The 25034-nt window shown below is 59.1% G+C and carries 23 protein-coding genes; 12 read left to right on the top strand and 11 right to left on the bottom strand.

Translation table 11 applies throughout. The features are described 5' to 3' along the window. Positions 1-34: 34 nt before the first annotated feature. The gene (locus tag B2590_RS10325; protein ID WP_286810517.1) at positions 35-1801 is read right to left on the bottom strand and encodes an ExeM/NucH family extracellular endonuclease; all 1767 of its coding nucleotides are present in this window, start codon (positions 1799-1801) and stop codon (positions 35-37) included. Positions 1802-1810: 9 nt separating this feature from the next. Beyond that, positions 1811-2716, bottom strand: a complete 906-nt coding sequence (locus B2590_RS10320) for a WYL domain-containing protein (RefSeq protein WP_036207665.1) — start codon at positions 2714-2716, stop codon at positions 1811-1813. Positions 2717-3023: 307 nt separating this feature from the next. On the opposite strand from B2590_RS10320, the gene B2590_RS10315 reads away from it, so the two are divergent. The 7 genes from B2590_RS10315 (at position 3024) to B2590_RS10285 (ending at position 10634) form a co-directional block, all read left to right on the top strand. Next, positions 3024-4307 (top strand): MFS transporter, encoded by a 1284-nt coding sequence (locus B2590_RS10315; protein ID WP_075196356.1) that lies wholly within the window; start codon positions 3024-3026, stop codon positions 4305-4307. Positions 4308-4497: 190 nt separating this feature from the next. Continuing rightward, positions 4498-4923: a MarR family transcriptional regulator gene (locus tag B2590_RS10310; RefSeq protein ID WP_036207661.1), complete on the top strand. Its 426-nt coding sequence runs from the start codon at positions 4498-4500 to the stop codon at positions 4921-4923. Between the two features lie 39 nt (positions 4924-4962). Next, positions 4963-6354, top strand: coding sequence for a DHA2 family efflux MFS transporter permease subunit (locus B2590_RS10305; RefSeq protein WP_036207660.1), 1392 nt, complete (start codon positions 4963-4965; stop codon positions 6352-6354). Between the two features lie 230 nt (positions 6355-6584). After that, positions 6585-7154 (top strand): TMEM165/GDT1 family protein, encoded by a 570-nt coding sequence (locus B2590_RS10300; RefSeq protein WP_286810516.1) that lies wholly within the window; start codon positions 6585-6587, stop codon positions 7152-7154. A gap of 44 nt (positions 7155-7198) precedes the next feature. Then, a complete protein-coding gene (locus B2590_RS10295; RefSeq protein ID WP_127402059.1) occupies positions 7199-8266 on the top strand; it encodes a L,D-transpeptidase family protein in 1068 nt (355 codons plus the stop codon). 42 nt (positions 8267-8308) lie between these two features. Continuing rightward, complete coding sequence (locus B2590_RS10290; RefSeq protein ID WP_075196354.1) at positions 8309-9781, top strand: NfeD family protein; 1473 nt, start codon at positions 8309-8311, stop codon at positions 9779-9781. Between the two features lie 58 nt (positions 9782-9839). After that, a complete protein-coding gene (locus B2590_RS10285; RefSeq protein ID WP_041332783.1) occupies positions 9840-10634 on the top strand; it encodes a slipin family protein in 795 nt (264 codons plus the stop codon). Positions 10635-10699: 65 nt separating this feature from the next. On the opposite strand, the gene B2590_RS10280 is transcribed toward B2590_RS10285, so the two are convergent. The 5 genes from B2590_RS10280 to B2590_RS10260 all read right to left on the bottom strand — a co-directional run bounded on the left by B2590_RS10280 (position 10700) and on the right by B2590_RS10260 (position 15718). Continuing rightward, positions 10700-10981, bottom strand: coding sequence for an Lpp/OprI family alanine-zipper lipoprotein (locus B2590_RS10280; RefSeq protein WP_007154661.1), 282 nt, complete (start codon positions 10979-10981; stop codon positions 10700-10702). 223 nt (positions 10982-11204) lie between these two features. Continuing rightward, positions 11205-11651, bottom strand: coding sequence for a L,D-transpeptidase family protein (locus B2590_RS10275; RefSeq protein ID WP_226910032.1), 447 nt, complete (start codon positions 11649-11651; stop codon positions 11205-11207). A gap of 217 nt (positions 11652-11868) precedes the next feature. Continuing rightward, positions 11869-13584 carry a potassium/proton antiporter gene (locus B2590_RS10270; RefSeq protein ID WP_127402061.1) on the bottom strand — a complete coding sequence of 572 codons (1716 nt, stop codon included), beginning with the start codon at positions 13582-13584 and terminating at the stop codon, positions 11869-11871. 51 nt (positions 13585-13635) lie between these two features. Next, entirely contained in the window at positions 13636-14946 is a 1311-nt protein-coding gene (locus tag B2590_RS10265) for an NAD(P)/FAD-dependent oxidoreductase (RefSeq protein ID WP_036207642.1), read from the bottom strand. 166 nt (positions 14947-15112) lie between these two features. Continuing rightward, positions 15113-15718: a TetR/AcrR family transcriptional regulator gene (locus B2590_RS10260; RefSeq protein ID WP_036207639.1), complete on the bottom strand. Its 606-nt coding sequence runs from the start codon at positions 15716-15718 to the stop codon at positions 15113-15115. 122 nt (positions 15719-15840) lie between these two features. On the opposite strand from B2590_RS10260, the gene B2590_RS10255 reads away from it, so the two are divergent. Continuing rightward, positions 15841-16395 (top strand): carboxymuconolactone decarboxylase family protein, encoded by a 555-nt coding sequence (locus tag B2590_RS10255; RefSeq protein WP_286810515.1) that lies wholly within the window; start codon positions 15841-15843, stop codon positions 16393-16395. A gap of 31 nt (positions 16396-16426) precedes the next feature. Here B2590_RS10255 and B2590_RS10250 read toward each other — a convergent pair whose 3' ends face one another. Continuing rightward, positions 16427-18529, bottom strand: coding sequence for a NosR/NirI family protein (locus tag B2590_RS10250; protein ID WP_286810514.1), 2103 nt, complete (start codon positions 18527-18529; stop codon positions 16427-16429). 137 nt (positions 18530-18666) lie between these two features. Continuing rightward, on the bottom strand, positions 18667-19404 hold the full coding sequence (locus tag B2590_RS10245) for a spermidine synthase (protein ID WP_286810513.1): 738 nt from the start codon (positions 19402-19404) through the stop codon (positions 18667-18669). A gap of 11 nt (positions 19405-19415) precedes the next feature. On the opposite strand from B2590_RS10245, the gene B2590_RS10240 reads away from it, so the two are divergent. After that, complete coding sequence (locus tag B2590_RS10240; RefSeq protein ID WP_349677111.1) at positions 19416-20363, top strand: putative RNA methyltransferase; 948 nt, start codon at positions 19416-19418, stop codon at positions 20361-20363. Here B2590_RS10240 and B2590_RS10235 read toward each other — a convergent pair. Beyond that, positions 20341-20871 (bottom strand): ankyrin repeat domain-containing protein, encoded by a 531-nt coding sequence (locus B2590_RS10235; protein WP_085678122.1) that lies wholly within the window; start codon positions 20869-20871, stop codon positions 20341-20343. The two genes, B2590_RS10240 and B2590_RS10235, sit on opposite strands and share 23 nt — an antisense overlap. A 165-nt stretch (positions 20872-21036) precedes the next feature. Here B2590_RS10235 and B2590_RS10230 point away from each other — a divergent pair, with 165 nt between their 5' ends. After that, a complete protein-coding gene (locus tag B2590_RS10230; RefSeq protein WP_036207624.1) occupies positions 21037-21666 on the top strand; it encodes a YbhB/YbcL family Raf kinase inhibitor-like protein in 630 nt (209 codons plus the stop codon). A gap of 100 nt (positions 21667-21766) precedes the next feature. On the opposite strand, the gene B2590_RS10225 is transcribed toward B2590_RS10230, so the two are convergent. Continuing rightward, the gene (locus B2590_RS10225; protein ID WP_286810512.1) at positions 21767-22843 is read right to left on the bottom strand and encodes a substrate-binding domain-containing protein; all 1077 of its coding nucleotides are present in this window, start codon (positions 22841-22843) and stop codon (positions 21767-21769) included. Positions 22844-22975: 132 nt separating this feature from the next. Between B2590_RS10225 and B2590_RS10220 the strand changes: the two genes are divergently transcribed. After that, a complete protein-coding gene (locus tag B2590_RS10220) occupies positions 22976-23467 on the top strand; it encodes a formate dehydrogenase subunit gamma (RefSeq protein WP_036207823.1) in 492 nt (163 codons plus the stop codon). Positions 23468-23484: 17 nt separating this feature from the next. Further along, a complete protein-coding gene (locus B2590_RS10215) occupies positions 23485-25023 on the top strand; it encodes a formate dehydrogenase beta subunit (RefSeq protein ID WP_036207822.1) in 1539 nt (512 codons plus the stop codon). Positions 25024-25034: the final 11 nt, after the last annotated feature.

Raw genomic sequence — 25034 nt, 5'->3', positions numbered from 1 at the left:
TGCCCTGATGCTGCGGCTCGGGGGCAAGGTGGAATCAGAGTGACAGGTCGGTGATGACCGGGTCGTGGTCCGATGAGCGCCAGGGCTGGCCTGTCGGTAAGGTAACAGGCCCTTTGTAGCCCAGAGCCCGGGGTTCATCGGAATTTATCGACCAGGTGCGGGCATCGATGATCCGTGGGAGAAGCCCGTTCGAGACCAGGCTGTAGTCCAGGGTTCCTCTACGGCCATGATAGCTATAGCTGGTGTGCTTACAGGTGGTATCGGTGCAGCCGTGGATGTGACGAACGGCATTGATAAAGCCCCCCGCTTCCAGCAGTTGCAGCGGCGTTTCCCGGGCGTAGGCGTTCATATCGCCGGTGATTATGGTGCCGGACAGGCCATCCGGGTGCGGTAGGGCCTGGGCCCAGCGGATAATAGCCCGGGTCGCCTGTTCGCGGCTGTGAGTGTAGCAGCCCTGGCCGTCGTCCTGATCCCGGTTCGGACCGCTGGCACCGCGACAAGCCTTGGATTTCAAGTGAGGAACGACAACCCTCAGGGATCGATAACTGTGAATGAGGCGGAATACCTGAGCGACTGGTGGCCGGCCACGGCGATCAAATGGTGTTGTTGTCAGGCGGCTGGCAGAGCCTTCCGCGACCACCCGGTCGCTGCGGTACAGCAGATCGGTGCGTATGGCATCACTGCCAGTGTTGTCGCTTGTTTCAACGTAGCGCCAGTGTGAACCCAAGGCGCCGGCCAATTCGGCAATGGCGCTGTCGCCGTCATAGCCGTCGTTTTCCATTTCTGTGACAGCGATGATGTCCGGGTTCGGCGCCGTCAGCGCGGCAACCAGCCGTGCTTTCTGTTGCTCAAACTGAGTGGCGGATCGGGCCCCCCGAGCTGCCGGAAAACCGCCGCCACGGCCATCGCCATTGAAGAAATTGCCAAGATTGAGTGTGACCACCCTGAGCGTGGCCGACTCCGGTCGCTCGGGTGCTGGTGCGCGTGGATTGGCGGGGCTGAACGCCGGCGTTGATTGCGGCTGCAGTCGCCAGGCGCCGAACCGAAAATCCAGTATGCCTGTTAACCCGCTGACCTTGTCGCCGGTGCGAACCGTGTTGTTTGCGGACAGTTGTGGCCCAGGCCAGGGAATCGGGCGCGGGTTGCGCGCCCCCAGGCCGTCATCCAGCAACAGTCGGTTGATCGCCTGCCACCTGTGGCGCGATTGAGCGCCCGGCCCTGGTTCCAGGATTTCCGTGGCCATCGTCTGAGGCTTTGCCGCGAGGGTGAGTTCACCGTAACGGGCCAGGTTATAGTGATTGATCACCGTTAGCTCGCCGGCGACGTTGATCCGCATGTTTTCCAGGTGTTCCGGAGGTTCGCCATCCTGCCACGGCAGCGTGACGGAGACAGGCTCAGGCAGACGGCCATTCCCGCAACGGGTGATGGAGGTAATATCGGTGAGCTCGGTCAGGCCATGGAACTCTTTCACCCGCCCTGAGACATGCACCCTATCCCCGTGCTGTCCGTCGGTGCGATGGGTGTAAACAAACAGGGCCTCGGAGCTTTGCGGATCGTTGTCCGTTTCGCCATCGGCTTGTTGCAGATAAAAACCGCGGAAGCCGCCTCGTTGGCGAGCATCCATGGTTATGATGCCTTCAACGGAAACGGTCTGGCCGGCGAAAGAGGAATGATCGCCCGTGCCCTGAATGCGGGAAACCGGGATAACCCCGGTACCACAATCCCCCGCCGCGACAGCGGGCAGGGCTATGAGCAGGGCGAGGGCAAGGCGCCAGAACAGGAAAGGGTTGGTTGTGATCACCCGCTCAGTCTAGCAGAGCCCCGCTACTGCTTTAATAGCCCGTTCGCGAGCCGACTCGGCAATGCCCAGCTGCTCCTCGTTGGCCAGTTCCAGCTGCTGGACCATTGGGTCCGGGTGCTGGCTGTCTGAACCCAGGCCGAGCCGGGACAGTACGTAGGGTGCAAGGGCCGCGCGAATGGTGAGTTCGAGCCGGTTGCTGACCATGCCGTAATCGGTGGCAACAATATCCTGCTGTGCCTTGTTCAAACGGCTATCAGGCATCATCACCAGTGAGACTTGACGGTTCCAGTCATCATCATGCTGGATGGTGTGACGGCTGCGTTGCCGGGTGGTTTCCGGCTTGCCGCGGAAACGGCTGAGGGCGAAGTCCCGAAATTCCCGGTTGGCGTCGCACCAGGCACGGAGGTGCCAGTTCTGGCCGACACACACCAGAGTGTGGGGTTCCAGAGTGCGCTGGGAAACGCCAGCAGGGCTTAGGGAGGCATACTCTGCCTTCATCACCCGGCCGTGGCGAGCTGCTGCAACTGCGGCACGCATGACTTCCGGCTTAACAACCCGTTCCGGGCCACGGACGATGGTGCTGTCAGGCAGGCTGATATTAAGCGATTCAAAGGTGTCACTGAGGGCGTCCTGGCGAGCCAGCAGATCCTGGTATTCACTGGCGTTGCCAGCGGTGACCACCGGCCGGAAACTGGACGATGGCACATAGCCTTTAAGGTGGCGATCGTAAACCAGATTGTCCGGTGCCAGTTCCCGCAGGTAGGTGTTGATATCCTTGGAAGCCTGCTGTCGCCCAATGCCGAAACTGTGGCAGATATGATTGGTGGTGAGCCGTCCTTCCCATAGGGCGATGATTTCAATCAGCCGGTAGCGAAGCAACAGATCCCATCGAATGGGCCAGTCCGTCTTTTTCATAACCAGGCGCTCATGGTTAGCGTGGATTGCATGAGATGAGAGACTCTCGTGGGTTCAAATAGGCAGCGATCAAACTACCCACATGTTAACCCTTCAGGCCGCCAGCGTGTGTTACGTCACCTTAATGTAAAATGATGTTAAATCCAGTCATCACGGCGCTGCAAGCGGTATTGGGGATTTCGGGAACTGCGTAGTGGTTTTGTGAATTACGCCCTGTTCTAATTCGTGCTCTGCAATGTTCCGGCGTTGCTGCTAGTTTCATTACATTCCTGTATCAACCTGTTTAAAGTACGCCGGAGCCAGACCGATGACCCGAATGGTCACCTCGCTTTCAGCCCTGATCCTCAGTATTGTCCTGCTGGTCAGTGGCAACGCCTTTCTGATGACTCTGTTGGGTGTGCGACTGAGTATTGAAGCGGTCTCGCCGAACATTATCGGCTGGATCCTGGTGTGTTACTCCATTGGCTTCGTGTTGGGTACGCTCTACGTCCATCTCATCATCGGTCGTGTCGGGCATATCCGGGCTTTCGCGGTCTTTGCCGCCATGGCGGCGGTGTGCGCCCTGCTGTATCCCATGGCGGTGTCCGAGGTGTTCTGGGCCATTTTGCGTGCCTTGTCGGGCTTCAGTGTGGCCGGCGTTCTGGTGGTGATTGAGAGCTGGTTCAGCAGTCGCGCCACCAACGCCAACCGGGGCGCCCTTTTTGCGGTTTATCAAATTGTGTTCTACCTGTCCGCCGCCGGTGGCCAGTTGCTGATCAACGTCGGTGAGCCGTCTTCGTTCATACCGTTTTCGCTCGCCGCTGTCCTGTTGACGCTGGCGCTGATTCCATTGTCGTTGACACGTATGGATGCCCCGGTGATCGAGCAGTCCGAGCGACTGTCATTCTTCACCCTGGCCCGTGAGTCGTTCACCGGGGTTTCCGGTGCGCTGATCTGCGGTGTCATGATCGGTTCTTTTTATGCGCTCGGCCCGGTATACGCCACCCTGGTGGGTCTGGAGGTCAGCCGGGTGTCCACCTTCATGGCCAGTGCCATTGTGGCGGCCATGCTCCTGGCCTGGCCGCTGGGGCTGGTGTGTGACCGGTTTGATCGTCGCCGCGTCATGTTCTGGGTGGCGGTGGCAGCGGGCACCGCGGCGGTGTCGGTTGGCATCCTCGGGGCTGAACGGATGTGGCTACTGACCCTGCTGGTTGGCCTGTTTACGGGCCTCTCGGCCACGCTGTATCCGATCGCTGTTGCAATCACCAACGACCGGATGGAAAGTAATCGTATTGTGGCCGCCAGCGCAACACTGCTGCTGAGTTACGGCGTGGGCAGTGTCATTGGCCCCATCGTGATGGCCGAGTTGGTGGGCATATTGGGCCCCAGGGGGCTGTTCTTCGGCAACGCCGGTTTCCTGGTGGTGTTGGCGATTATCACCAGTTATCGCATCAGCCACACGGAAGACGTGCCGGTGGCGGAGCAGGAACACTTCATACCTGCCATGCCTGAGACCTCGCCGGTGCTGACGGAAATGGACCCCCGTAACGAGGAATTTCACGAGTCACCAGCGGCTCAGGAGCGTCACGAAGACCTACACAGGACCGGCTGATAGGCCGGTCTTTCTCGCCTATCGGGCCGCGTCTCTCGGTTTTCCCCAATTTTGTTTCACCTTGCATATCTGTTTTTATCGTAATGGTTAGCTTACTATTGGTAACGTTGTCCGTCACTGCACCGTTTCGGCAGTGGTATTCGTTACAGGTAGTACAGCAGTCGATACCCCATTACCGGAGTCCCAGATCATGAGAGATCAGTTTCCCTTTGCCGTAGCCCGGGTCACCCGTCGCTGGCGCAAATTGCTGGATGAACGCCTTAAGGATCTGGGTGTCACCCAGGCTCGTTGGACCACCATGGTCTATCTGCAACAAGGGGGCGAAGGGCTGACCCAGCGTGAGCTCGCCCGCCTGATGGCCATTGAGAATCCGACGCTGGTGCGATTGCTGGACAGCCTGGAGCAGCAGGGCCTGATTGAGCGCCGTCCCTGTCCCAATGATCGTCGTGCCCGCCGTCTTCACCTTACCAAGGACGGGACCGAATTCATGAACGTCCTGACCGAGCGTGCGGCCCGCCTGCGTGAAGAGATGCTGGAGGGTATTAGCGACCGGGACATCGAAGGTGCCGTCAAGGTGTTCCACAGGATCCTGGAGAATGCGGAGCGGCAACGGTAATGGTGTGCGATCGATATCTCGGCCTGAAGGGGTCTTGGTCTGAGTGATAACACGGTTGAGGGGTTAAGGGCCCGTTACGGCGAACGCTGGCGTTGGCTGGCGGTTGCCACGGTCATGCTGGGCACCATGGCAACGGTGCTCAGCGCAACCGTGGTCAATGTTGCCCTGCACGACATCATGCTGGAATTCGGTATTCGGCAGGGCCAGGTGCACTGGCTGGCCACCGGGTTCATCGCGGCCATGACCACCACCATGCTGGCCTCGTCGTGGCTTCTGGATCACTTTGGCGTGCGCAAGACCCTGGCGACGGCCATGTTCCTGTTCACGGTGATCTCCCTCCTTGGTGGTTTTGCCACCTCCCCGGAACAGTTGATTGCCGCCCGCATTGGCCAGGGTGCCATGGCGGGGCTCATGCAGCCCATGGGTATGTATCTGGTGTTCCGGATTTTCCCCCGCAACCGTCGTGGGCAGGCCATGGGTATCTACGGCATGGGTGTGATTCTCGCTCCAGCCCTGGGCCCGGTTCTCGGGGGCTTCCTGGTGGATCAGTTGGACTGGCGCTATGTGATGTTCGCCCCCGTGCCCGTCACCCTGACCGGGGTGTTTATGGCATGGCGCTTTCTGCCGCTGCCGGTCTCCCGCCCGGCTCCCTACCGTTTTGACTTTCCTGGGTTGGTGCTCCTGGGCGCTGCCATCGGTCTGTCGCTGGACACCCTCAACCGGCTTCAGGAACTGGCGGGACAGGAAGCACGAATTGCCATCGAGGGCGCTGTTGCGGTCATCGCCCTGGTGCTGTTTGTGATTCGTGAGCGACGCGCCCGACACCCATTGGTGAACATAGAGCTTCTACGCAATCCGGCCTTCGTTTACGCCAACGTGGGCGCCATGGCGTTGGGGCTCGCCTTGTTTGGCTCCACCTACCTGGTACCCCTGTTTGTGCAGACGGCCCTGGAATTCACCGCCACCGAAGCCGGTTTGCTGATGTTGCCAGCAGGCATTGTGCTGGGCATGACCTTTCCATTGGCCGGGAGACTGGCGGACCGCCTGAGTGCCCGTAAGCTGGTGATATTCGGCATTGTCCTGTTCGCCATGTCGGCCATGTTGTTTGCGGTATCGGACATTGAGCTCGCCTTCGGCTGGCTGGCGCTATGGACCGTGTTGGGGCGAATCGGTATCGGCTTCATGCTGCCAGCCCTCTCAACGGGTGCCCTGAATCCACTGGCGCCGGAGCAACTCGGTGCCGGTTCGAGCACCATTAACTTTACCCGCCAGCTGGGTGGGGCCTTTGGCGTCAATATCGTGGCCCTGACCATTGAATTTGGTGACCACAGTGGCGGCATCCCCACCATTGGGGCATTTCATTCAGCCTGGTGGCTGGTGGCTGTATTCGTGGCGATGGCGGCAATTCCAGTGTGGAAAATGCGCGTATAGTTGCCATCCGCCCAGGTATTGATTAACATTTCGGCACTCTTCAGGGGAGTAGCCTCCGCAACGGAACCCGTTTCCAGGGGCGGATGGTAGTCAACATACTTGGGGCTCAATCTCCGTGGCTATCATGTTTCACCGGTACATCGGTGAAATTGGCAAGACCTGAGGCAGTTTCACCTCCCAGGGCGGAAGGTGGGCTGTCTCATGTCTGAATGTCCGCCCCGGAGCTTTTCATGGACGCTTTTCTCGCTTCAACGTTTGCGGTCGCCATTGCGGAGATCGGCGACAAGACCCAACTACTCTCTCTCTTCCTGGTTGCCCGTTACGCCAAGCGTGCGCCCATCATTCTTGGCATACTTGTCGCCACCCTGCTGAACCATGCCTTGTCAGCGCTGTTGGGTGCCTGGATCGCAGAGTGGATTCCGCAAGCCTGGCTACCCTGGATCCTGGCTACCAGCTTCGTGGCCATTGCGCTCTGGTTGTTGATTCCGGACAAGGATGACAATGGCGATTCGGCGTTCCTGGGGATGGGCGCCTTCATGGCCACGACGGTGATGTTCTTCCTGGCGGAGATCGGCGACAAGACCCAGGTTGCAACCGTGGTGCTGGCCGCGCGATATACGGACACCTTCTGGGTGATTATGGGCACCACCGTTGGTATGCTGCTAGCTAATATACCGGTTATCATGGCTGGTAAATGGTTGATGGAGCGGTTACCACTGGCGACGGCCAGAGTTGGAGCCAGTCTTCTATTTGTGATTCTGGCTGTTGCCACCGTTTGGACAGCCCTGACGTCGGTTTGAAGCGCGTTGTTGTCGCCGCAGACCGGATATCGGATTGAGACGCTATGTATCGAACGCAGTTGACAGGTTTTCTGCTGGTTTTGCTGGCCCTGGTGTCGGCCAACGTGGTTGGTGCCGAAACGGAAGCGCAGGCCGGGGGTCAGGAACTGACTACAGCCGAAGGAAAAAGCGACACCCCCGAGAAGCCCCGTGTTCCCCGGTTTTCCATTGACGGGGATCTGGCCGGGGAGCTGTCGGTGATGACCACCCGCTATGAAGACACCTTTGCGGCCATTGGCAATCAGAACAGTCTTGGTTATCTGGAACTCGTTAAGGCCAACCCCGGTGTTGATCCCTGGCTGCCCGGTGATGGCACCCGGATAACTGTGCCCCGGCACTACGTGCTTCCGGATGTAAAGCGCGAGGGCATAATCATCAATCTGGCGGAATACCGTTTGTACTACTTTACTGAGGGAAAGGTACAGGTCTATCCGGTGGGGGTAGGCACCGATGACAACCCATCGCCACTGACCAACGCTGAAGTGACCATGCCACTGGAGTCGCCGGCCTGGTATCCGCCTGCAAGCATCCGTGCCGAATACGAAGCTGCGGGAGAGTACCTGCCCAGGATGATTCCACCGGGGCCGGGTAATCCTCTGGGGTCCCACGCACTGATGCTCAGTGAGAAAGGGTACCTGATTCACGGTACCAACAAGTTGTTCGGAGTGGGCATGCAGGTCAGTCACGGTTGTTTCCGCATGTACAACGAGGATATATCGCGGTTTGTCTACGAAGTCAGTAAGGGCACGCCGGTGCAGGTTATCCATGAGCCCGTGAAGATCGGCCTGAAAGGTAATGAGGTCTGGCTGGAGGTACACCGCCCTGAAGAAGACTACAGTCAGCAGGACCGTGAACAATTGTGGAAGCAGGTGCAGAAAAAGGTGGAAGACTTCCGCCAGAAAATGCCCGGTGTGGAAGTGAAGCGCATGGCCATTGAACTGGCTGTGGACCAGGCGGACGGCCTGCCGCGGATGGTGGGTGAACGTCTGACCCGCGTCGCGGATGAGTCTGCCGGGCCGATGCGAAGTACCCCAGATGGCAATAAAGGTGAGAAGCAACGCCTCTGGTTCTGATACCGAAGGCTCTGATCCGCTGAACGGATCCGGGGAGGAGTGATGATCGCTAACCGACCCAACCAATCCAATCCCTCCGGCCGCCTGCACTGGTGGCTGGCCGTGTTCCTGCTGGGCCTGGTGCTGGCATTGGCCTCTCTGTCCCATACGGTTATCGCCCAGCAGGATGACGCTCCGAGAGGTCTTGTGTTGACCGTCGACGGGGCTATCGGCCCCGCCACCATGGATTACCTGGTGCGTGGCATTCGCCGCGCCGAGTCCGAAGGTGCCGAGTTGCTTGTTATCCGGATGGATACCCCTGGCGGTCTGATGGAATCCATGCGCGGTATCATCAAGGAGATCCTTTCTTCAGAGGTACCCGTGGTGACCTGGGTGTCGCCGGCAGGGGCGCGTGCCGCCAGCGCCGGTACCTACATTCTCTATGGCAGTCACGTGGCGGCCATGGCAGGGGCCACCCACCTGGGTTCGGCCACGCCGGTCCAGATGGGCGGGCTGCCCGGTTCCGAGGAACAGAAGCCTGCAGAAGACGCCGGGGATGCCAATCCCGATGACAAGGAAAGTGCCGGAAACGAGGAATCGGCGCAGGATGACGCCTCCGATAAACGCCGAGGCGGCACGGCCATGGAGCGTAAGGTTCTGGAAGATGCCGTCAGCTACATCCGTGGCCTGGCGGAGCGACATGGCCGCAACGCCGACTGGGCGGAGCAGGCAGTGCGCGAAGCCGTCAACCTGGGCGCCGAAGAAGCGTTGGCGCAGAACGTGGTCGATGTGGTGGCTGACAACATGGACAGCCTGATGCAGCAGATCGACGGGCGCACCGTGAAAATGGCCAATGGCGAGAAAACGCTGGCCACCGCGAACATTGAATTGACGCGAGCAGACCCGGACTGGCGCACGCGACTGCTATCGGTGATCACCAATCCGAATGTCGCTTACTTCCTGATGATCATCGGCTTCTACGGCATTATCTTCGAATTATCCAACCCCGGGGCGATATTCCCGGGTGTGATTGGCGCTATCTGCCTGATCCTCGCACTGTTTGCCTTCCAGGTGCTGTCCGTCAATTACGCGGGCCTGGCGCTGATTCTGTTGGGGCTTGCCTTCATTGTCGGCGAGGCCTTTATGCCCAGCTTCGGCATACTGGGCATAGGGGGGATTGTCGCGTTTGTAGCCGGTTCCATCATACTGATGGACGGCAGCCATCAGGAGATTTCACTGCCCACCATCGGTGGCACGGCACTGGTCGCGGCCGGCTTTATCCTCTGGACCGTCATCAAGTTCATCGGCTTGCGCCGGAAGCACCCGGTCAGCGGAAGCGAACAGATTGTCCACGAGAGAGTGACCGCACTTGATGACTTTCAGGAAGACGACGGGTATTTCAGGGGGCACGTGCGCATGAGCGGTGAACGCTGGAATGCCGCCTGCAAATCCCCAGTAGGCAACGGTGACAAGCTGAGGGTGACTGCATTGGAAGGTTTGACGGTGTACGTCGAAGCCGACAAAGCGGAACCCTGACGCCGGCCTGGAGAATGTTGACAGGTTACCCGGCGATCAAGCCAACGAAGGAGGCCTTATGAACATCACAGACCTGATTCCCTATATCGCACCCACGGTGGTGCTCCTGCTGATTCTTGGGTCGGCGATCAAGATTCTGCCGGAATACGAGCGTGGCGTGGTTTTCTTCCTGGGGCGCTTTCAGGGTGTCAAAGGGCCTGGCCTGATCATCGTAATCCCAGGTATCCAACAGATAACCCGCGTGGATTTGCGTGTTATTGCGTTGGACGTGCCAAGCCAGGACGTTATCTCGAAAGACAACGTGACCGTGCGGGTCAATGCCGTGCTGTATTTCCGGGTGGTCGACCCTGAGCGTGCGATTATACGGGTCGAGGATTTCGGCTCTGCTACCAGTCAACTGGCCCAGACGACGTTGCGTTCGGTACTGGGTAAGCATGATCTCGATGAAATGCTCTCAGAGCGTGACAAGCTGAATTCGGATATCCAGAGTATTATCGACGCCCAGACCGAGGAATGGGGCATCAAGGTCGCCAACGTTGAAATCAAGCACGTGGACCTGAATGAGTCGATGATTCGTGCCATTGCCCGTCAGGCGGAGGCAGAGCGGGAGCGTCGTGCCAAGGTGATTCACGCGGAGGGTGAATTGCAGGCATCGAAAAAGCTGGTTGAAGCGGCCGAAGTTATGTCCGCCAACTCTGGAGCAATGCAGCTGCGCTACATGCAAACCCTGGCGGATATGAGCACCAACAACAGTTCCACGATTGTGTTCCCGCTGCCGATGGAAATGATGTCTGCCTTTATGAGCAAAACGCCCTCACCACAGAAGCCGAAGAGCGATAACGACGAATCCTGATGAGTGCTACCAGGCGCCCACAAAAAAGGCCGGGACGAATCCCGGCCTTTTTTTACGTAACAGCCTTACTTCTGGCTGGCACGCTCGAGCATACGCTTGGCGCGCTCGTTGGCTTCGTTAGCAGCCTTCTGGGCAGCCTTGGCGGCAGCCAGTGCTTCGTCAGCAGTGCGCTGAGCGGAGCGTGCAGCGCTGGAAGCGCTGTTAGCGGTGTTCAGTGCATTTTCAGCGGTTTGCTCGGCGGAAGAAGCGGTTGCATTTGCTTCGTCGAGAGCGCCCTGGTCGGTTGTCGCACAACCTGCGGTCAGTGCGGTGGCCAGTGCAAACCCTGCGATCGTCAGTTTACGCATTGTATATCCCCTTATTGGTCGTTTTATTTCCTGCGTTCCAGAAGTCGTTGGTGCAGACATTCTGTCAAAACGGGGTCGTTAGCGTTTGGCCAACGACATCGTCAAACAGTGTAAATCAGTCTAGACAGAAATGTTAACTAAGGATACGTAAAAGTTCCTAGGTTATGACAACAACTTAATATTGCAGCAAGAATCTACGCATGAAGCGGGGATTGGATCAGTGTCAGGGGACAATCCGTATTGGCGTACCATCAGCCACCAATTGCCAGATTTCGTCCATTTCCTCGTTACTGACGGCGATGCAACCATCGGTCCAGTCCAATCCCAGGAAAGCGAATGCCATATCACCGGCTTCGTTTGGCAAACCATGAATCATGATGCTACCGCCGGGATCGAGCCCCCAGGCAGAAGCCTGCTCGCGGTCTTCAGCATTGGGATAGGAAATGTGGATGGATTTGTAGAAATCGCTGTTGGAGTTACGCCAATCCAGCACATATTTACCTTCGGGGGTGCGCTTATCCCCTTCGTAGAGCTTGTGCCCCGAGGGGTTGTCGCCCAGCCCGATACGGTAGCTGCGCACCACCTGGTCACCGGACAGCAGGTAAAGCCTGCGCTCTTCCTTGCGAACCAGAACCTCGCTGACTTCCGGCGTTTCATCCATGGCACCCATCGGCAGCTCCGATGCCGATAGCGGGGATAGGGGCGCCAGCAACAACGAGAAAGCAAAGGCCAGAAAGCTGGCAATGGCAACTGAGGACCGGCCGGTGCCGGAGAGTGAAATCGACATTTTCAGTAGCATAAGGAGTCAATGATTAATCTTTGTACACTTTATAGCACAGGACTTTTGTTAATCGAACCAGGGTTTTGAGTGTTTTTGTTAAAGATTTTTATTGGTTGTCCATTTTCAGGCCTACCTTCGTCACCCGGTCGGCCTCGGTTGCCCTTGCGACCAGGGTAACGGGGCCCAGTACCACCTTGTCGCCCACCACCGGATGCCCTTTGGTGCGCCGCGCAAAGCACTCCGCCAGGGACAATTCTGGGGGCAGCTGGTCAAACTCGATGCCGTAGACCTGCTCCACATCCCCCAGCAGAGCATCACCATTGAGCACGAAGTCGCCAAAGAAGGCGCGCTCGGCGAGGTATTTGGGTGCATGGCGACCGCTGAGGGCTTTGCCCAGCTCGGACAGCATCGCTGGCGTTGCAAACATTGCCAGTACATCGCCGCTGGCGACTTCCATATCCGGGCTGGGCTGATAACACGTCCGTTTGCGGAAAACGCCAGCGATGGCCGTGTTGTCCGGTAAACGGAGCTGGCCCAGGGGCCTGGGTGACTCCCAGGCACCGCCCCGGAGCGGGAACAGCATCAGTTCGTGGTCCCCGGCGGCCGGGACATCGAGGGGCAGGCGGCGGTAGGGATCTTCACCTGCGGGGACTTCCAGTCGCAGCTTCCTGGCCAGTGGCGCCATGGTGGTCCCCTGGACCACCAGCGACACCAGTACGATGAAGAAGGCAACATGGAAGATGAGCTGCGCCTCCGGCAGCCCGGCGATGATCGGGAATAACGCCAGCACAATGGGCACGGCGCCTCGCAAACCAACCCAGCTGATAAAGCCCAGCTCGCGTCGATTAAAACCGAAAGGCCAGAGTGTCGCCATCACCGTCAGCGGCCGGATCAGGAAAATCAGCGCCAGCGCCAGGATCAGACCGCCCCCGGCGAGAGGCAACAGTTCCGAGGGCGTGACCAACAACCCCAGCATCAGGAACAGGCATAGCTGGGCCAGCCAGGCCAGGCCATCGTGAACCTGGAGAATCATCGGCATCATTCGAACCGGGCGGTTGCCAACCACCACACCGGCCAGATAGATCGCCAGGAAACCGCTACCTCCGAGCGCGTTGGTGCCGGAGAACACCATGATGCCGGCGGCCACCACCAGCAAAGGGTATAGCGACGGGGTCAGCCGAACCCGGTTGGCCAGTTCCACTACGATAAAACCGCCGGCGACGCCTACCGCACCGCCAATGCCGAATTGCTTCACCAGCATCATCATCGCCATCCAGCCTTCGGATGTTCCGCCTGCCTCAATCATGGTGACCAGCATCAGGGTCAGGAAAATCGCCATCGGGTCGTTGCTGCCGGACTCGATTTCCAGGGTTGCACTGACCCGTTCGTTCAAATGAAGGCCGCGCCCCTGAAGCAGTGAAAACACTGCCGCTGCATCGGTGGAGGAGATAATGGCGCCAATCAGCAGTGCTGTCAGCCAGTGCATGTCAAACACCCACCAGGCCACCAGGCCGGCCCCGGAGGCGGTCAGGAATACGCCAACGGAAGCGAGTACCAATGCCGGGCGGAGACCGACACGAAAGGTTTCTGCCCGGGTGCGCATGCCGCCATCCAGCAGGATCACGCCGAGCGCCAGGTTGGCAATCAGGAACGCCAGCTCGAAGTCGTCGAAGAGGATGCCACCGGGACCGTCTTCCCCCATGATCATGCCGACCACGAGAAAAATCAGCAGTACCGGCATGCCCAGCCTGCTGGACAGCGGGCTGAGCATGATGCTGATGACCAGCATCAGAGCGCCGATCAGAGTAACTAGCGGATCCATTCCTGCTCCGGCCTGGGAATATGTCTCGATGATAGCAGGGTCACGAGCGGATCAGTGCAGTTTCAGGCGCGGGTGCATGGCCCGGCTTATCCGGTCCATCAACCAGATGATTCCGGTTCGAACGACGCCGTGCAGCGCGACCTGGTGCATGCGGTAGAGCGACAGGTAAAACAGGCGCGCGACTTTGCCCTCGATGTACATACTGCGACCGGAGAGATTCCCCATCAGGTTCCCCACGGTGGTGTAGCGGCTGAAATTGATCAGCGAACCATGGTCGTTGTAGACAAACGGAACCGCCTCACGGCCTTCCAGTCGATGACACAGGGTCTTGAAAAGAGTGTCCGCCTGCTGGTGCGCGGATTGAGCACGCGGTGGTACGGGCCGTTCTGACTGGGGCTGGGGGCACTCGGCGCAATCGCCAAAGGCAAAGATGTCCGGAGCCGTGGTGGCCTCCAGGGTTTGCTTCACCTTGATCTGGTTGCCACGGTTCGTTTCCAGGCCGTCCAGTGTTGCCAGGAACGCAGGCGCCTTGATGCCGGCGGCCCAGATGGTCATCTCCGAGGCGATTTCCGTGCCGTCTTTGAGCACCACCACGCCATCGCGGACTTCGCTGACGGGCTCGCCAGTCATCACCCTGACATTCTGGTGATCCAGTTCGCGGGTTGCGGCCTCGGAGAGCCGGGCCGGCAGCGCCGGCAGAATGCGGTCAGCGGCTTCGACAACGGTAATGGATACGTCCTCCGGCCGCAGGTGATTCATACCGTATATGGGCAGTTCCCTGGAAGCCAGTCGCAGTTCCGCTGCCAGTTCAACGCCGGTTGCGCCGGCGCCAATGATGGTGATGGGCAGTTCATGGCCATTGCCGGATTGGGCATCGTGGTTCTTACGCAAAAATGCGTTAAGCATCAGGTTGTGGAAACGCCGGGCCTGGTTGAGGCTGTCCAGGAACAGGCAATGATCCTGGGCGCCGGGGGTTCCGAAGTCGTTCGCTGTACTGCCCACGGCAATCACCAGGGTGTCATAACCGATGCGGCGTTCCGGCACGACTTCGCCGCCGTCCTCATCGTGGAATGGCGCGATGATCACTTCCCTGGCGTTGTGATCCAGGCCGTTCATGCGCCCGAGCTGGAATTCATAGTGATGCTTGCGTGCGTGGGCCCGGTAGTTGATTTCGTTGGCGTTGGCATCAAGCGAGCCGGAGGCCACTTCGTGAAGCAGGGGTTTCCAGACGTGGGTCAGGCCGGCGTCGACCAGGGTGATACGGGCTTTGCGTTTCTTTCCGAGTTTGTTACCGAGGCGGGTGGCCAGCTCAAGACCGCCCGCGCCGCCGCCTACGACGACGATGTGATGCAGATTATCCATGACAAGGGTTCCTGAAGTGAAGATAGCCAAGAACTCTCGTCAAAAACCCTTGGCTGTCCTCACTGGGGAAGGCAACGACACAGAGCGGTAATGCTAACGCACTGTTGTGACAGGGACAATTCGCCGTTAGTACCTATATCCGGGGCAGGCCCTGAGCGGGCGGGGTCTAGTGGCGGGCACGATAGTGATCGAGCATGGCGGCCATGTCTTCGGCAAGCTCAGCGACCTGTTCAGAGCTGATCTCCCGCTGGGCAAAAGACCGGAGGCCAATGATCTGTGCCTGAAGCAGTCTTGCCAGCCGGGCACAATGGGTTCCTGGTGCCAGCTCGCCCTGGCGTTTCGCCTGCTCCAGAAGTTCAGTCAGGGCCTGCTCAATAGCGCTCAGGATCGAGTTCGCCTGGTTTGCAATGGCTGTATTGGTGTTACTGGCTTCGAGCAGGGTTTTAACGACCATGCAGGCGCGGGATGGCGACTCGCCGCCGGGGCTGGCCTGTCGTGCGATGCAACGAAGGTGCTCTTGCAGCCCGTCCATCACCGACGGACTTCCAGCCAAGTGCTCGCGCAGTTCCAGCCCGCTTCTCTGTGCATAGGCAGCCAGCGCTTCGCTGAACAGTCCATCCTTGCTGCCAAAGGTTGCATAAATGCTGCCAGGGCGCATGTCCAGAGCCTGCTCAATCTGCTTCATGGAAGCGCCGGCATAGCCCCGCTCCCAAAACAGGTTCATTGCTTTGTCTAGCGCGATTTGTCGATCGTAACGAGCGTTTCTGGCCATGGGTACCTGCCAACGACGGGTGATTTAATTCCTCGTAATGATAGCTTGAGTGATCGCTCAAAAACAGTTACCGTGGGTTTGTAATTGAATGAACGCTCAACATTAACCGAAAGGAGAGTGTTATGACGGATTTCACCATCCACGATGTCAAATCGGCGCCCGAAAAATCAAAACCGCTTCTGGAAAATTCAGTCAAGGGCTTTGGCATGATTCCCAGTTTGCACGGGATCATGGCAGAAGCACCAGGAACTCTTGAGGGTTATCAGACCTTGCACCGGTTGGTGCTGGAAAGCAGTTTTGACAATGATGAGAAAACCGTTGTCTGGCAGACCATTAACGTAGAGAACGCCTGCCATTACTGCGTGCCGGCGCACACCGGAATCGCCAAGATGATGGAAGTGTCGGACGACATCATCAACGCGCTGCGCGACGAGACGCCACTGCCCAGTGACAAGCTTGAAGCCCTGAGGACGTTCACGCTGGCTGTCATGCACAAGAAAGGTAATGTCGGTAAGGAAGAACTGGATGCGTTCTATGGTGCTGGCTATAAGCATCGTCAGGTACTGGAAGTGATCCTGGTGCTGTCCCAGAAAGTCATGAGCAACTACATCAACCACATTGCGGAAACGCCGGTTGATGAGCCATTCCAGAAGTTTGCCTGGGAAAAGAAGAAGTAACGGAACGATTCCCTGACGCTACGGGTGCGGTTCAGCCCGCATCCGTTGCCAGTATCTGCGCTTGCCGCTGGCGTTTCTTCTCCAGCACCTTGTCCACGCATTGGCTCTGGTCTTTCAGAATCACCACGCACTCCAGGCACTGGATGCATTCGTTGTAGTCAATCCGGCCATCTTTATGGATCGCATTGATTCCGCAACTGTTCTTGCAGTGCTGGCAAGGCTTGCCGCACAGCTCCACCCGGTCGAGCCAACTGAACAGGCGCAGCTTGCCCAGAACCGCCAGGCCGGCCCCGAGCGGGCAAAGGTAGCGGCAGTAGAACTTGTGGATGAACATACCCACCACCAGCAGGCCAACGGCATAGGCGACGAACGGCCAATAACGCACGAAGAAGAGCGTGATGCCGGTTTTGAACGGTTCCACTTCCACCAGCTTCTCTGCCAGTTCCAGTGAATAGAACGCCGTTCCCACCAGTACCAGAAGTATCGGGTACTTCAATAGAATCAGCCGCCGATGCCATTTTTCCGGTACTTTCACCTGGCGGAACTTCAGTTTCTCGCCCAACCAGGCCGCCATCTCCTGCAACGCGCCAAAGGGGCATAGCCAGCCACAGAACAGCCCGCGCCCCCAGACAAACAGGCTGATAAAGGTGTAGGTCCACAGGATAAACAGCACCGGGTCCATCAGGAATACGTTGAGTGAAAAACCGTCCCAGATGGCCAGGAACAGGGTGTAGATATTCACCACCGAAAGCTGACCCTGAGCATAGAAGCCGATAAAGAACAGGGTGAACAACAGAAAGCCCCAGCGGAACCGATGCACCAGTTTCGGATATTGGCTCAGGGTGCGCTGGCGGGCGAAGAACACCGTCAACAGGGTGAGACTGAGGACCAACAGGGAAATGGTCAACCAGCGTTCCTTCCATAGCCCGATCCACACCGGTTGGCGATTGTCTTCTGGCCGAGGTGTCACCTCGACGGCTTCGAACAGCTCCTGCGCAAAGGCCATCGGGATCTCCAGCTCGGTGCTGTCGGCAACCAGGTGATTCTTCCGCAATGTGACGCCCAGCTTCAGAGTCGCTTCGGCACCGGGATTGAAGCCTGCGTTGCCGCCGACCCGGAACAGGGTTGTCCGGGCGAACTCCGGCATGCCGTCGGCGTTGATCTGTATGTTCTGGTCGAACACGTTGATATCGCGAATGTCCAGCGACAGACTATTTTGCTGCAATCCCAGGCGATCCGGTGAGCTTCCTGGGGTGAAGTCATCCGGTAGGTGTGGGTAAAGTCCGCGGGACATGACGGCCAGTATCTGGGCGTCTGGCCCCGTCTTTTCTTTCAGCCGCTGGAAACCTTCGTCGCCCAACAGATTGCGGCCCACCATTGGTGCGTTGATGTAGCCGAAAAACAGCTCGGCGAAAGGCTCGCCAGGGTCAGGTTGCGACGCCTCGGGATAATCCACCAGGGGCGAGCCCAGTTTCTGTTCGATCGCCGCAGAGCTGATACGCCAGTGGCCGATGTACCCCCGTTCGATCAGTTGCGCCCACGACAGCGGTTGGTAGAGATCGGTTTTCGCCCGGGTAGGCGCTTCCTGAGTAAATCCGGCGAGCTTCTTTCGAGCCACCTTGAGGGCCGAGGACAGAACCGTGTCGTTGATGATCAGCACGGAGACCGTGGCCTTACTCACTCCATCGAAATGCACCACGTTGCCATCCGGGCTTTTGCCGCTGCGAGAGCCCGACGTATCGATAATAATCTGTTCGGTAAGTGAGCGGCCCTCGTACTGGTCGATGAACTCGAACAGCGGTTCTTCGCCAAGTCCATGAAGAAACACCGGTTCGTGATGGTTGAGAATGCGAATGCCGGTAAAGCGGCCGCGGCTGTCGAGCCCGATCAACATGCTGACGGGTTTCCCGGCAAAGCCCTGGAGTGGACTGATATCGCGGGATTCGTAGGCGTAGCCTATCAGCTCCTGAAGCTGATACACCGGGTACACCGGGTAGTCCGGCAACCGGTCACGAATGTCTGTGGCCTTGGGGAATAGTTCCTGGATTAACGCCTGCTTCTCATCGTCCAGGGCGCCATACGTCGCCAGGGGAAAACAGGCTAGGACCAACAGCAGCAATAGCCGCAAGGGCATGGTCTCTCTCCATCGATTTCTTGTTGTTGGTCAGATCCATGCTAGAGATTTGCCATGCGGGCACAATGCGACCTCCGGGCCGGGCAGGTGCTACTTTGTGAGGAGAAATGAAGGCTGAGAAGGAAAGCAGAGGTCGATCAGTTCAGGCGAATCACCCGCCCCATTAAACGTCGCCAGTCGATAGGCAGGCGGTTTTCCAGCGCCACCAGGGAGGGGGCTTTGGTGTGCAGGGCTTCAAAGGGACGCTTGCTGGCGAAGATCACCGTGTTGTTGGTTTTACTCTTGAACAGCAGGAGGACTGCAAACCCCGCGCGCAGCTGGTGGAACAACGGACCATTGATGTCCGGCGTGCGGTGATAATTGATGGCGAGCCAGCCGTCGTCGCCAAGTACCCGGCTGCATTGTCTGATAAACTGCCGCTGGGCCTGGGCCGGGCTCATACGGTCGGAGTTGTACATGTCGGCCAGGATGAGGTCGCTGCTACCGTCCGGCGCTTTGCCGAGAGCGTCCCTGGCATCGCCGATGGTCATCGTCAGGTTGGCGGAATGCGGCAGGCTGAAGTATTCGCGGGCCACCTCCAGCACCCGGGGCCGCAGTTCCACCGCGTGGACCTGGCACTCCGGCAGCAGGTGCAGCAGCGCACTGGCCATCACGCCGCCGCCGAGGCCAAGTATCGTGGCGTGTGCGGGCTGCGCAAAGGCAACTGGCAACAGCATGGCGCGGCTGTACTCATGAACGGGAAGATGGGGCCTGCGGCGATCTATCTTGCTTTGCTCAAACACCGAATCAAAGGTCATCACCCGATGTTTGCGATAGTCGACCACCAGAATGCCACCGAGTGCGTCCCGGGTGTAATGGATAATCTCGCCCTTCACGGTGGCGTCCCTTGTCTGATCGCTGCGTCGTTATTCTGGGCATTTATCCGCCGCTTCTCAAGCCGCACGTCAGGGCCGGAGGCCGCGAGCCTGTGAGCATGGACACCTTCAGTGCCCTGGCCTGCCCGTTGGACGGTGAGCCCCTGAACCAGTCCGGTACCTGCTGGCGTTGCCCGGCTGGTCACAGTTTTGATGTTGCCCGCCAGGGCTACCTGCACCTGCTGCCGGTCCAGAAGAAGCGCTCGCTGGACCCGGGTGATAGCAAGGACATGGTGGCGGCGCGCCGGCGCTTCCTGAATGCCGGTTTCTATCAGCCCATTGCCGGGGCCGTGAACAAAGCGGTGGCGCCCGGAGCCGACGATGCCAAACCACTGGCCTGCCTGGACGCTGGGTGTGGAGAGGGCTATTACCTCCGGCAACTGGCAGCGGCAAATACGGAGAGGTCTCTTGCGCTGGTGGGAGTGGATATCTCCAAGTGGGCGACCTTGGCCGCCGCGAAGCAGGATAAGCGCCCCCGTTGGCTGGTCGGCAGTAACGCTAACCTGCCGGTGTTGAACGGCAGCCTGGATTGCGTACTCTGCCTGTTTGGCTTTCCCGTCTACAGTGAGTTTGCCCGTGTGCTCAAACCCGGCGGCATCCTGATCCAGGCCGACGCTGGCCCCGATCACCTGCGGGAACTGCGGGAGATTATTTATCCGTCGCTCAAACCCGAAAAGCCGCCAGCTGTTGACGTGCCTGAAGGTTTTTTGAGTCTGGGGACAGAGACGATTCGTTATTCACTGACCTTGGAAAGCCAGGAGGCGATTGCCGACCTGCTGGCGATGACGCCGCATTTTTACCGGGCGCCTGCGGAGGGGCGGGTTCGTGCCGAGACACTCGAAACCCTGGCGGTGACGGTCGAAGTCACGCTGAGGCGTTTTGTTCGTGATTCTGCCGCTACGACGACAACGCCCCGATAGCCTCGTTCGCTTCCATGGTCCGGGCCAGATCCTCTGCCGTTTGCCCATCCTCATCTTTCAACGATTTATCCGCGCCTGCTTCCAGCAAACGCCCAATCATATCCACCCGATTGAACATGGCGGCGACCATCAGCGGTGTTTTGGCGCCTGCCGGGCGATGGTCGACGTCGGCGCCGGAGGTCAGCAGCAGGTCTACAATGTCGGTATTGCCCTGATACACCGCGCTGGCCAGGGGCGTTTGTAGCTGGTCGTTGGCCAGGTTGGGGTCGGCACCCTGTTCCAGCAGCAGGCGCGCGGTGTCTTTGTGGCCGTTGCTGCAGGCGAGCATCAGCAGGCTGTCACCGGTGTTGGTGCGGATGTCCACGGGTACGCCGGCGTTGAGCATCACGCTGAGGGGGCCGGCACCACCATTCCGGGCCAGTTCGAACAACCCCTGGGCGAAAGCAATGGCGTCTTCGTCCTGTTGATTGTCGGGGTTCTGGGGCCTGGTTGGCTTGTCGTGGCTCATGGTTTTCCTCTGGTTTCATAGCGAATCTTGGGCAACCGTAACACGCCTGGAGCCAGCCAAGAATTGGACTTGGGTACGGTATGGATCTGGACAGACCCACAACGCCACTGTTAAAACCGTGCTATCAGGTAAGCAAAACCATCAAGGGTACAGGAGAACAGGACTGTGAAAATCAAGGTTCGAGGTATTGAAGAAGGCCAGCCGGTGCCGGAGAAATTCGCGTTTGGTGTCTACAGCGAACAGGACCACATGAGCTTTGGCCCCAACCGCAACCCGGAACTGGTCTGGGAGGACGCGCCGGAGGGCACCAGGAGTTTCGTGGTGATGATGTTTGACCCGGACGTGCCCAGCGTGGCGGACGACGTCAATCAGGAAGGCAAAACCGTGTCGAAGGACATTCCCCGGGTGGATTTCTTCCACTGGCTGCTGGTGGACGTGCCGGCCGCCACGTCCCGCATCCCCGAGGGCGAGGACAGCGATGGTGTGATTCCCAAGGGAAAGGAGCCCGGTCCGGGCCCGATCGGTATTCGTGGCGTGAACAACTACACCCAGTTCCTGGCTGGCAATCCCGACATGGCAGGAACCTATGCCGGTTACGATGGTCCCTGTCCGCCCTGGAACGATGAGATCCTCCATCATTACCACTACGAAGTGCACGCGCTGGATGTTGAAACTCTGGGGCTGGATGGTGAGTTCGATGGTGCCGCAGTTCGTGAAGCCATGGCAGGTCACGTTCTGGCCAGCGCCCGGGTGACCGGTACCTACACGCTGAATCCGGATTTACGTAAAGACTGAGCAGCCACAGGCTGGCGCCATCCGCAAGAAAGCCGGAATGTCGGGTGACCGACGTCCGGCTTTTTTATGCGAGACCATTTAAGGGGATTTTCGACTCGGTTCAGCCTGTGCCTGCGAGTAACTGTTCAAAGGTAGTGATGGTTCCCGGACTGTCCGGCTCATAGCCGGGAAGGTGTTCGATCCGATCGATAAAGGCCTGCGAGCGCATCAGCTCAATCAGGTGCGACAGGTTGTCCTGCCCCAGCCGCTCTTCATGGCAGAGCAGGAGGTAGTGCTCGCTGGCCATTTCCACGAAATCAAGGTTGAACTGGCTGGCCGCCGCTTCCACGCCGAAGCCTACATCCGCCATTCCCGACGCGACAAAGGCAGCGACGGCAGTGTGTGTGAACTCGTGCTGAGGCGAGCGGTTGATGCTCTTTTCAGTGAGTCCCGCCTGACGTAGCAGAAGGTTGAACAGGATGCGGGTGCCGGAATGGCGGTCACGGCCGATAAAACGGAGCCCGGAAGCGGCCAGTTCCGACAGGTTGTGGACCTTCACCGGGGCGTCTTTGCGCATCAGTAGGCCTTCGCGCCGGGTGACAAAACGAATCAGCCGGAATCGTTTGCCGGCCAGCTGATGCTGGTAATGGGCCATGATTTCCCGGGCCCGTTCCGGGCAGGTGGGAAAGTGAAAGCTTGCCAGGTCGCATTCGCCGCGATTGAGGGCGGTCAGTGCCTCTTCGGGGTTGCGGTATTGGAGATTGACTTCAACGCGGTCAGAGAACTCCGGGAGCAGGGCCACGGCATACCCGTGGCTGGCGTGAAGACGAAGGACCGGGTGCTCACCGGCCAGCAGTTGCTGGATCTGGTCGTTAAATTCGGACGCCATGCTGTCGATCTGAGGCCCGAGCCGGGCTTTGACCCGCTGATCTGCCCACAGCAATTTCTCGCCCAGGGCGGACAGCTCGGTGCCGTGCCCCTTGCGCATGATCACCAGTGGCATTCCGAAAACATCGGAACTGCGATTGAGCAAGTTCCAGGCGTGGCGGTAAGACACGCCGGCCGCCTCTGCCGCCGCGGTCAGTTTGCCACTGTCGCGGATCGTTTCGAGCAGGCGGAATAATACCGGCTCGAACAGCTCACCGTTATCGGTTCGGAAGACCCAGGCAGGGGAAATAGACAGCCTTTTCTTATGCATTCCTATTCATATTCCGTCGGCGATGATGGAGTGGTAGCGTATGGCTATCACTGTTCAGATACTGTAACAGAACAAGAAATAATAGGAACAAATATGCATATGTCAGAGGTGAATCAGCAATCACTCGGCGCCATGGCTTACGCCCGCGACTGGACACCTGACATGGTCCGGGCGGAAATGGACGCCCTGAAACACAAGCCTGGCGCCCTGCTCCCCATCCTGCACGCCGTCCAGAACCGGATTGGTTACATCCCCGAGGGCGCCGTGGCCATCATCGCTGAGGCGCTGCAGCAGACCCGTGCCGAAGTCCATGGTGTGATCAGCTTCTACCACCATTTCCGCACTCATCCGGTGGGCAGCAAGGTGATTCACGTGTGTCGCGCCGAGGCCTGTCAGGCCATGGGTGGGCGCATGCTTGAAGCGCATATCAAGGACCGCCTGGGGGTGGACTATCACGGCACCTCAGCCGACAACGAGTTTACCCTGGAGCCTGTCTACTGCCTGGGCAACTGCGCCTGTGCCCCTTCCATCCGCGTGAATGACGATATCCACGGCCGCATGACGCCGCAGAAGTTTGATCGCCTGGCGGACAAGCTCACCACGTCCGCGCTGGACATCCGGTAATCACGGGAGCATCGATGATGGCAACCAGAATCTACGTGCCCTGCGATACCACCGCCCTGTCCATGGGCGCGGATGACGTGGCGAGACTGATAGAACACCATGCCGGAGTTCAGGGTGTGGCTATTGAACTGGTTCGTAACGGTTCCCGAGGGTTGTTCTGGCTTGAACCAATGGTGGAAGTCGAGACGGCCAGCGGCCGGATCGGCTATGGCCCGGTGGAACCGGATGACGTTCAGGGGCTGGTGGAGGCCGGGTTGTTCGATGGTGCGTCCGACCATCCTCTGTTTCTTGGCCCGGTGGCCGATATTCCCTACCTGAAACGCCAGCAACGCCTGACTTTTTCCCGTATTGGCATCACCGATCCGCTGTCGATTACCGACTATCGTGATCATGGCGGCTTTGACGGCCTGGAAACGGCGATCAGCGTGGAGCCCCAGGGCATTGTCGACGAGGTCAAAGCCTCCGGCCTCCGTGGTCGGGGTGGCGCAGCCTTTCCCACCGGTATCAAGTGGCAGACCGTACACGATGAGCCCTGGCAGCAGCAGAAGTACGTCGTCTGCAACGCCGATGAGGGTGATTCCGGCACCTTCGCAGACCGGCTCGCCATGGAATGTGACCCTTACATGCTGATCGAAGGCATGACCATTGCCGGGCTGGCGGTTGGGGCGACCCAGGGATTCATCTATCTGCGGTCGGAATACCCGGTGGCGCACCGCATTCTGAATGAAGCGATCCGTCGTGCCGAAGCCGAAGGCTATCTGGGCCAGGATGTTCGGGGCAGCGGTCGTGCCTTCGATCTGGAAGTGCGGCTGGCGGCGGGCGCCTACATCTGTGGTGAGGAGACCTCGCTGTTGGAAAGCCTGGAGGGCAAGCGCGGCCTGGTTCGAGCAAAGCCGCCCCTGCCCGCGATCAAAGGGCTGTTCGGCCAGCCCACCGTGGTCAATAACGTACTGTCGTTTGCCGCCGTACCATTCATTCTGGCTCAGGGTGGCCATGCTTATGCGGACTACGGTATGGGGAAATCACGGGGCACCCTGCCGATCCAGTTGGCGGGCAACATCCGCCAGGGCGGCCTGATCGAACTGGCTTTTGGCGTTAGTTTGCGGGAGATCCTCGAAGATTTCGGTGGCGGCACCTTCTCGGGCCGCCCCATGAAAGCGGTCCAGGTGGGTGGCCCGCTGATGGCGTATATGCCGGAAAGTCAGTGGAACACGCCCATGGATTACGAGGCCTTCGGCCAGCTTGGCGCGGGTGTCGGCCATGGCGGCGTGGTGGTGTTTGACGACACCGTGGATATGGGTGAACAGGCCCGGTTCGCCATGGAGTTCTGCACCGTGGAGTCCTGCGGCAAATGCACGCCGTGCCGGATCGGCTCGGTGCGTGGTGTGGAAGTGATTGACCGCATTCGGGCCGGCGAAAACAGGGAGGCCAATCTGGTGCTGCTGGAAGAGCTGTGCGAGACCATGGTTGACGGCTCTCTTTGTGCGATGGGCGGTATGACCCCGTTCCCGGTACAGAGTGTGATGAAACATTTCCCGGACGACCTGACGGCCTGACCGACGCGAGT

The organism is Marinobacter sp. UBA3604, assembly GCF_002375325.1.
GTDB classification, from domain to species: Bacteria; Pseudomonadota; Gammaproteobacteria; order Pseudomonadales; family Oleiphilaceae; genus Marinobacter; species Marinobacter salarius.
This window is presented reverse-complemented; position numbering and strand designations above follow the sequence as displayed.